The 7,425-nt window shown below is 48.1% G+C and carries 6 protein-coding genes; 4 read left to right on the forward strand and 2 right to left on the reverse strand.

What is annotated here, in order from left to right:
* Nucleotides 1-573: 573 nt before the first annotated feature.
* Both Q0257_RS01515 and Q0257_RS01520 read right to left on the reverse strand, forming a co-directional pair.
* Nucleotides 574-1,956: an FAD-linked oxidase C-terminal domain-containing protein gene (locus tag Q0257_RS01515; protein ID WP_298020686.1), complete on the reverse strand. Its 1,383-nt coding sequence runs from the start codon at nucleotides 1,954-1,956 to the stop codon at nucleotides 574-576.
* On the reverse strand, nucleotides 1,949-2,677 hold the full coding sequence (locus Q0257_RS01520; RefSeq protein ID WP_298020689.1) for a plasminogen-binding N-terminal domain-containing protein: 729 nt from the start codon (nucleotides 2,675-2,677) through the stop codon (nucleotides 1,949-1,951). Before Q0257_RS01520 ends, Q0257_RS01515 begins: the two co-directional genes overlap by 8 nt.
* Nucleotides 2,678-2,815: 138 nt before the next feature.
* On the opposite strand from Q0257_RS01520, the gene Q0257_RS01525 reads away from it, so the two are divergent.
* The 4 genes from Q0257_RS01525 (at nucleotide 2,816) to Q0257_RS01540 (ending at nucleotide 7,059) form a co-directional block, all read left to right on the forward strand.
* Complete coding sequence (locus Q0257_RS01525) at nucleotides 2,816-3,985, forward strand: peptidoglycan DD-metalloendopeptidase family protein (protein ID WP_298020692.1); 1,170 nt, start codon at nucleotides 2,816-2,818, stop codon at nucleotides 3,983-3,985.
* 8 nt (nucleotides 3,986-3,993) lie between these two features.
* Entirely contained in the window at nucleotides 3,994-5,373 is a 1,380-nt protein-coding gene (gene mgtE / locus Q0257_RS01530; protein WP_298020695.1) for a magnesium transporter, read from the forward strand.
* Nucleotides 5,358-5,945 (forward strand): NUDIX hydrolase, encoded by a 588-nt coding sequence (locus Q0257_RS01535; protein WP_298020697.1) that lies wholly within the window; start codon nucleotides 5,358-5,360, stop codon nucleotides 5,943-5,945. The genes mgtE and Q0257_RS01535 overlap by 16 nt, the downstream gene beginning before the upstream one ends.
* Nucleotides 5,946-6,012: 67 nt before the next feature.
* Nucleotides 6,013-7,059, forward strand: coding sequence for an alpha/beta fold hydrolase (locus Q0257_RS01540; protein WP_298020700.1), 1,047 nt, complete (start codon nucleotides 6,013-6,015; stop codon nucleotides 7,057-7,059).
* The last annotated feature ends 366 nt before the right edge of the window (nucleotides 7,060-7,425 follow it).

Genomic DNA, 7,425 nt, shown 5'->3' on the forward strand with positions numbered 1-7,425 from the left:
TTTATGGGATTTTATGAAATTTCGTGAAATTTCGTCTTTAAATTTTATTGCTGAAATTCCGCATATTGAAATAATGGCGATGGATAGTGATTTTAAAATTTCAGTATTTCAGAAGTTTAGAATTTAATCTATGCTATGGATTTTATTGACAGAATTTTAACTTGTCATAGACTTATCCATCGCGATATAGGGATTTCATTATAATCTTAGTATGTATCTTTGAAAGAGAAAAAATTGCGCAAACTAGCGAGTAGCTATGCAATCACAGCTGATATGGCAAAAATATCCGAAGAAGATCGCATGAGGTAATCAATCTGCGAAGTAAGTAAAATCAATTATCAAGTGGATGGAATCTATCAATAAACAAGTAAAATTATTCATTGCAAAGCAGGCAAAATCGATCTGTCAATGGGTAGATCAAGCTTGAAACTAACTCGAAGTAGCCTGTAAATAAGCTAAATTGCAAGCAAGATAAATTTTAAGTAGGCATATTGTAGGAAAGTAAAATTTTAGATGAGATAAGTGGGATAAATCGATTTCAAATCACCGTAGAAGTTGGATGACGATCCTAATTTAAAGCCCCATTTTTCCGGGATTTAAGATGCCTTTTGGATCAAAAGCCCTTTTGATCGCGCGAAATAGCTCCATCTCTGCTGCGCTAAAAGCTAGTGGCATAAATTCTGCTTTGCTTAGCCCGATGCCGTGCTCGCCGCTGAGCGTACCGCCAAGATCAACTGCAGCTTTGAAAATTTCGGTGATTGCGTCATGTCCGCGTCGCACCTGAGCTTCATCTTTTTTGTCGGCGACCATGACGTTGGTGTGGACGTTGCCATCGCCCGTGTGCCCGAAGCAGGGCACGCGCACGCCGTATTTATCGCCGATGCGCGCGATACGGCGCAGTAGCTCGGGCAGCTGCGAGCGCGGGACGGTGATGTCCTCATTTAGCTTAAGCGTGCCGTAGATATTGATCGCCTGCGAGCAGTTGCGTCTCGCAAACCAAATGCCCGCACGCTCCTCTTCGCTTTCTGCGATGCGAAAGTCGCTCGCGCCGTTTTGAACGAAAATTTCTTTTATGAGTGCGAGCTCCTCCAAAAGCACTGCTTCTAAATTGCCGTCTGTTTCGCAGATCAAAATCGCGCCCGCACCCTTCGGCAAGCCCTTGTGAAATTTCTCCTCGACCGCGGCTATGCACAGCGCGTCTAAAAATTCCATCGCCACGGGCGTGATACCGGCAGCCATCGTCTTATACACGGCATTCATTGCCGCATCTACGCTAGGAAAGACGCCCATCGCGGTTTTTTTAAGCTTTGGCATTGGGATAAGCTTGAGTGTGATTTCGGTGATGATGGCAAGCGCACCTTCGCTTGCGATTAAAATTCCTGCCACGTTGAAGCCTGCGACATCTTTGATAGTGCGTTTGCCCGCTCGGATCACCTCTCCATTAGGCAGTACCGCACGCAGTGCCATTACGTAGTCTTTGGTGATGCCGTATTTTGCGGCGCGCATACCGCCGGAGTTTTCGGCGACATTGCCTCCTAGCGTGGAATAATCCTGGCTTGCGGGATCGGGCGGATAAAAAAGCCCGCGCGCTGCGGCTGCTTTTTGCAGATCGATATTTATGCAGCCGGGTTGGACTACGGCGAGTAGATTTTGCATGTCGATTTCTAGAATTTTATTCATATGTTTTTCAAATGCCAAAATCACTCCGCCGTTTGCGGCTAAAGATCCACCCGTAAAACCGCTACCTGCGCCTCTTGGAACTACAGGGATTAAATTTTCGTTGCAGAATTTTAAAATTTGACTGACATCGTCCTCACTTCGCGGGAAAAGCACGCCGTCTGGCAGGCAGCGTCTTTTCGTCGCGTCGTAGCAGTATGCTGTGCGATGAGCCTCGTCAAAATAGGCATTATCCGCGCCTAATAGATTTGTAAAAAACGCTCGCGCGGCGCTATTCATCGCCGTCTAAGCCTAGCAAATAGCGGTAGTGTTTGTCGTAATCGCTGATCGGGCCATTAGTAAAGTCCCAAATGACGGTCTTTATCTCGCCCACGCGTGAGTAAAATGGCAGCTGATAATAAGCCACGCTGCCGCTAGCGAACGTGCGCAAAGGCTTGAAGCTGCCGCAGTCGGCAAATACGCCTTGTTTATCCATCGCGATAAAAATCAGTCCGGCGCTGTTTTGCGCGCAAATTTTACGAAAATCGTCACGGCTGGGATTTGGCTTGTGGTTGTAGCTAAGATAGGCGCCGCCAAGATCTGGGTGGATAAAATTTATATTCGGAAAAGCCTTGATAACCTGCTCGTAAATTTCAGCGTTAGGCGCGACGATTATGGCGCGGTCATAGAGGAAATTTAAGATCACTTTATCGCCGCTTGCAGGTAAAATTTTAGGCAGTGGCAGCGCCTCTTGAGCTAACATATCAAAGACCTCAAATCGTACCTTTGCCTTGCCTGCGCTTTTTTGCGTCACGACTGCGCGCGCGATGATGGAGCTTGCGCCGCTACCGAAATTATGCATCACAACTCCGCTGCTACCTACGGCAATCGTAGGGCTATCTGTGATCTCGCCCGAACCATCCGTTACGCTAAGTAGGGCGGTTTCGTATCGCGGCATGTTAAATTCCGCCCCTATCGCCGCGCTTAAAAATAGACCTAAAATAAGTAAAGCTTTTTTCAAAATTCTGCTCCTGAATAAAATTTCGGCTAATTATACATAAAACTTTGAAATTAGCGATAAAATTCCGCGGTATTTACGAAATATAAGCGTTTTTTCGTTACAATCCCGCCTTAAAATAATATTTCAAAGCGGTTTTATATGACTAGAATTTTTATATTGCTTTTTCTGTGGATAGGCGTAGTTTTTGCGAACAACCCCAGCGTAGAGAAGTTTGCCTGGCCCGATGGCGTGAGTCTTCTGCAATTTATGGAAACTGCGGGCATTCCCGCGTCTGTATATTATGACCTGGATAAAGAGGATCAGGAGCTTGCCGCCGAGGTACGAGCTGGCGTGGAGTGTCAAATTTTGCGTGATCCAGTAGGTCGCGTCTCCCAGCTGCTAATCCCCGTCAGTGAGGAGCTTCAGATCCACATCTACCGCGATAAATTCGGCACTTTTAGATTCGTTTATACTCCGATAGTTTATGAGGAAAACAGCTACTCTTTAGGAATTCAGATCGAAAGCTCGCCCTATCAAGATATCATCAAAGCTACGGGCAATGCAGCTTTAGCGAATGAGTTTATGCTTGTTTTTAAAAACGAGGTAAATTTTAAAAAGCTGCAAAAGGGCGATCGGCTTGTGATCCTGTATGAGCAAAAGACGCGCCTTGGCAAACCTTTTGGCGGAGTAAATATCACCGCAGGAATGATCGAGGAAAATAAAAAGCCCAAATCGCTATATTTTTTCGATGATAAATACTACGACCGAAGCGGTAAAAAGGTCGAATCTTTTTTGCTAATTACGCCGCTTGTTTATACTAGAATTTCATCGTATTTTACCCCTAAAAGATTTCATCCGATTTTAAAGCGATATCGTGCGCACTTAGGCGTGGATTATGCAGCCCCCAAAGGCACTAGGGTAAATGCCGCAGGGGCGGGCAAGATTAGCTTTGTAGGGCGTAAAAACGGCTACGGCAATACCGTCGAAATCAATCACGGCGGCGGTATTAGTACGCTTTATGCGCATCTTAGCGGCTTTGCTAGCGGCACAAAAGCAGGCGTTAGTGTCAAGCAAGGTCAGTTAATCGCCTACGTAGGCTCGACCGGGCTTAGTTCGGGACCGCATCTGCACTTCGGACTTTATAAAAATAAGCAGGCTATAGATCCGCTTAAGGTAGTCAAGATTGAAAAAACTAACGTCATAAGCGCCGAAGAACTTAAATTTAAAGCTCTCGTCAAAGATATGGACGCCAGAATGGCTGCGGCTAAAGACGGCTCGAAAAACCCTGCTAAATTTGAAAACTACGAGTCGCTTATCACGATAAATTAAGGCTGAAAATGGAAAATAAAGAGCAGCTGGACGACGTCGAGGAAGCTAAGGCGCTTCTTGATGCGCATCTAGGCGATACGCTTGAGCATGAGCTGAGTGCCGCCGATCTTACGGAGCATTTAAAAACTCTAAAAAAGCATGACGAAGAAAAATACGTAGAATTCTTAAAAAAGCTAGATCCTGAGGATCTTGCCGATGCTGCGCTTGAGATGCCCGAGCATATGCTCGAAGACGTCATCGAAACTCTGCCTCACGAAAAGATCGTAAAAGCGATTGAGGAGCTCGAAAGCGACGATCAGGCAGAGCTTTTGCAAAACATCGGCGAAATCGACGAGGACAAGGCCGAGCAGATTTTCTATGGGCTTGACGAGGACGATCGCCACGATATTCTTACTATCTCCAAATATAGCGAAGATGAGGCGGGCGCGTATATGCAGACCGAGGTCTTTAGCGCGAGGCAAGATCAGACCCTGGGGCAGGCGGTTGAGATGCTGCGCGTTATGCGCGAAAAGGACGAGATCGAGAACGTCTTTCAGCTCTTTGTGCTCGATAAAAAAGGGCACCTGCTTACTACCTTTTCGACGTCCGATCTGATTTTATATGATTTTTCGCTCACGCTGGAGCAAATTTCACAAAAATTCGGCGCCGAAAATAAAATCCACTTCGCCACCGATACCGATAAGATCGACGACGTGATCAAGGACTTTGAGGAATTCGACCTTAACGTCATCCCTGTTGTTGATGCTAACGGCATACTCATCGGGCGTATCACCGCCGATGATATCCACGATCTCATCCAAGAGCGCGCCACCGAGCAAATTTATAACCTCGCGGGCGTCGATGACGAAGCCGAAGACGATGAGACGACGATCTTTAAGGCGGGTCGCGCGCGCGCCTTGTGGCTAGCGGTAAATTTATGCACGGCGATCGTAAGCTCCACGATTATCGGGCTCTTTGACGCCACTATCGAAAAGCTGGTCGCGCTCGCCGTGCTTATGCCAATAGTCGCCTCCATGGGCGGCAATACCGGCACGCAGGCGCTCACGGTAACCGTGCGCCGCCTAGCCCTGGGCGAGATAGCGTTTAAAGACAAAAAGCAGGTTCTCTTTCGCGAGATCACGATCGCTTTTATAAACGGCCTCATTTTTGCCACGCTGATGGGGTTTGTGGCGTATTTTTGGTTCGGCATTAAGCTTTTGGGGCTAGTGATTGCGATGTCGATGGTGCTAAATTTAACGCTCGCGGGGCTTTTCGGCGCCGTCATTCCGATCACGCTTAAAAAATTAAATATCGACCCAGCCGTCGGCAGCTCCGTGCTGCTTACCACGGTGACGGACATCGTGGGATTTTTTAGCTTTTTAGGACTTGCGACGTGGATACTACTATAAAAAATTTCAAAATTTCCGAGCTTAAAAGCTCAAATTTCGTTAAACCCTTTCGCCTAAATTTCGAAATGGACGGCGTGGCGCGCGCGTGGGACTGCGTCAAGGTGCACGATAGCGTCTCGATTTTGCTTTATCATACGCAGCGCGACGCGCTTTTGCTCGTCAAGCAGTTTCGCCCCAGCGTGTGGTTTTATCAAGAGGAGGGCTTAATCAACTCGCCTGAGAAGGGCTACACCTACGAGCTTTGCGCGGGCATTTTAGACAAGGGCATCAGCGAGGAGCAAACGGCGATCGAAGAGGTGCTCGAGGAGACGGGATACGCCGTGAAGGATCTGAAATTTATCACGAGCTACTACAGCGCCCTGGGCTTTGCGGCGAACCGTCAAATTTTATACTTCGCGTGCATCGACGAATCGATGAAGATCGGTCGCGGCGGCGGCGTGGACGGCGAGAAGATCGAGCTTTTCTACCTGCCTGCAGCCAAGGCGCGAGAGTTTATGTTCGACGAAAAGATCGTGCGCGCGCCGGGGCTGATCTTGGCGTTTCAGTGGTTTTTGAGCGAGTTTAAAGCTTAGCGGCGAGACGGAATTTCGCGTGCTGCTGCGCGCTTTTGCGTCTCGGCTTTAAATTTAAAGGACGGCGATGAGGGTTTTACTTAGGCTGTGCGTTATCGCGGCGTGTGTTTATGTCTGCGTGCTAGCGGGACTTTATATCTTTCAGGAGCGGCTGATATTTTTGGGCGAGCCGCTGGATAAAAATTTTAAATTTAGCTTTGAAAATTCCGAATTTGCGGGACTTGTGAATGCGCCAGAGAACGGCGAGCATTTAGAGGCATCGATGTCCGCTACGCAAAATGGCGCGGCGATAAATGGCGTCGCGGACGAAAGCGCTTCGGCGATTGGCGGCGTAAAGGAAAACGGCGCCGCAGCGGGTGAGATCAAAAACAAAAACGCTCAAACTAGCAGCGAGCGCGGCGGCAAAAACGCCGCAGGAAACGCCGCTACGGGCAATAACGCAAACGCCGCTGCGATAAAATTTCAAGAGATCAATATCCCGTTTGGGGGCGGGGTGATAAACGGGCTGAAATTTAGCGCAGCAGAGCCTAAAGGTGCGATTTTGTTCTTTCACGGCAACTTCGGCGACGTGAGCGGCTGGGGCACATACGGCGCGGATTTTGCGGCTTTGGGATACGATTTTTATATTTTCGATTACCCGGGTTACGGCAAATCGGACGGCAAAATTTCATCGCAGCAGCAGCTTTTTGCGAGTGCGGATGCGATGAGCCGCTACGTTTTAGCGCAGCATTCGCCAAGAAAGCTCGCGATGATCGGCTACTCGATCGGAAGCGGCATCGCGGCGCAGCAGGCTGCGAAGTGGGACGCGGCACGGCTGATTTTGCTCGCGCCATATTTTAGCTTCGAGCGGCTTGCGCACGAAAAAATCCCCTTCGTGCCGAAATTTTTGATCCGATACAAGATTCCGACCGCGGAATTTTTGCAAGCGGCACGCAGCACGCAGATCACGCTCATCCACGGTGTCGCTGACGAGCTGATACCGGTGCAACACTGCCGCGATCTTGCGGGGTCTCTTAAGGCGGGCGATCTATTTTACGAAATAGCCGCCGCGCCGCACAACGGACTGCTGGCAATGCCCGGTATTTGGGAAATTTTAAAAGAGAGGCTGCGCTAATCTAGCGGGGCTCGGCGTAAAATTCCAGGCAGAATTCGACCGCTAAATTTTAAAATTTTACGTAAAATTCCGTGCGGGCTAGGTCGTCGTAAAATTTCATGAAATTTTATAGCGGCAAAACACGGCGCCAAAAACGAGGCGTGATTTCAAATCAAAATTTACGCGCCGTTAGCTGCAAATATAAAGTCGGTCTCGTTGGCGCTAAATTCTTTCTAGCGCGCACGTGCCGTAAATTTAAAGATAAAATTTGCGCCAGACCGTGACACCGTATATTTTAGTCGCGATAAAATTCTGTGAAATTTTATCCCGCGGGCATTTATAAATTTCAAGAAATTTCAAGTCCAAATTTTATATTTGCGCGGAAGC

This window comes from uncultured Campylobacter sp., from assembly GCF_938018035.1.
Classification (GTDB): domain Bacteria; phylum Campylobacterota; class Campylobacteria; order Campylobacterales; family Campylobacteraceae; genus Campylobacter_B.

Excerpts from the sequence above, each read along its gene's own strand:
- Q0257_RS01515 (WP_298020686.1), bottom strand. The coding sequence starts at position 1,956 with ATGAATAGCGCCGCGCGAGCGTTTTTTACAAATCTATTAGGCGCGGAT.
- Q0257_RS01525 (WP_298020692.1), top strand. The coding sequence starts at position 2,816 with ATGACTAGAATTTTTATATTGCTTTTTCTGTGGATAGGCGTAGTTTTT.
- mgtE (WP_298020695.1), top strand. The coding sequence starts at position 3,994 with ATGGAAAATAAAGAGCAGCTGGACGACGTCGAGGAAGCTAAGGCGCTT.
- Q0257_RS01540 (WP_298020700.1), top strand. The coding sequence starts at position 6,013 with ATGAGGGTTTTACTTAGGCTGTGCGTTATCGCGGCGTGTGTTTATGTC.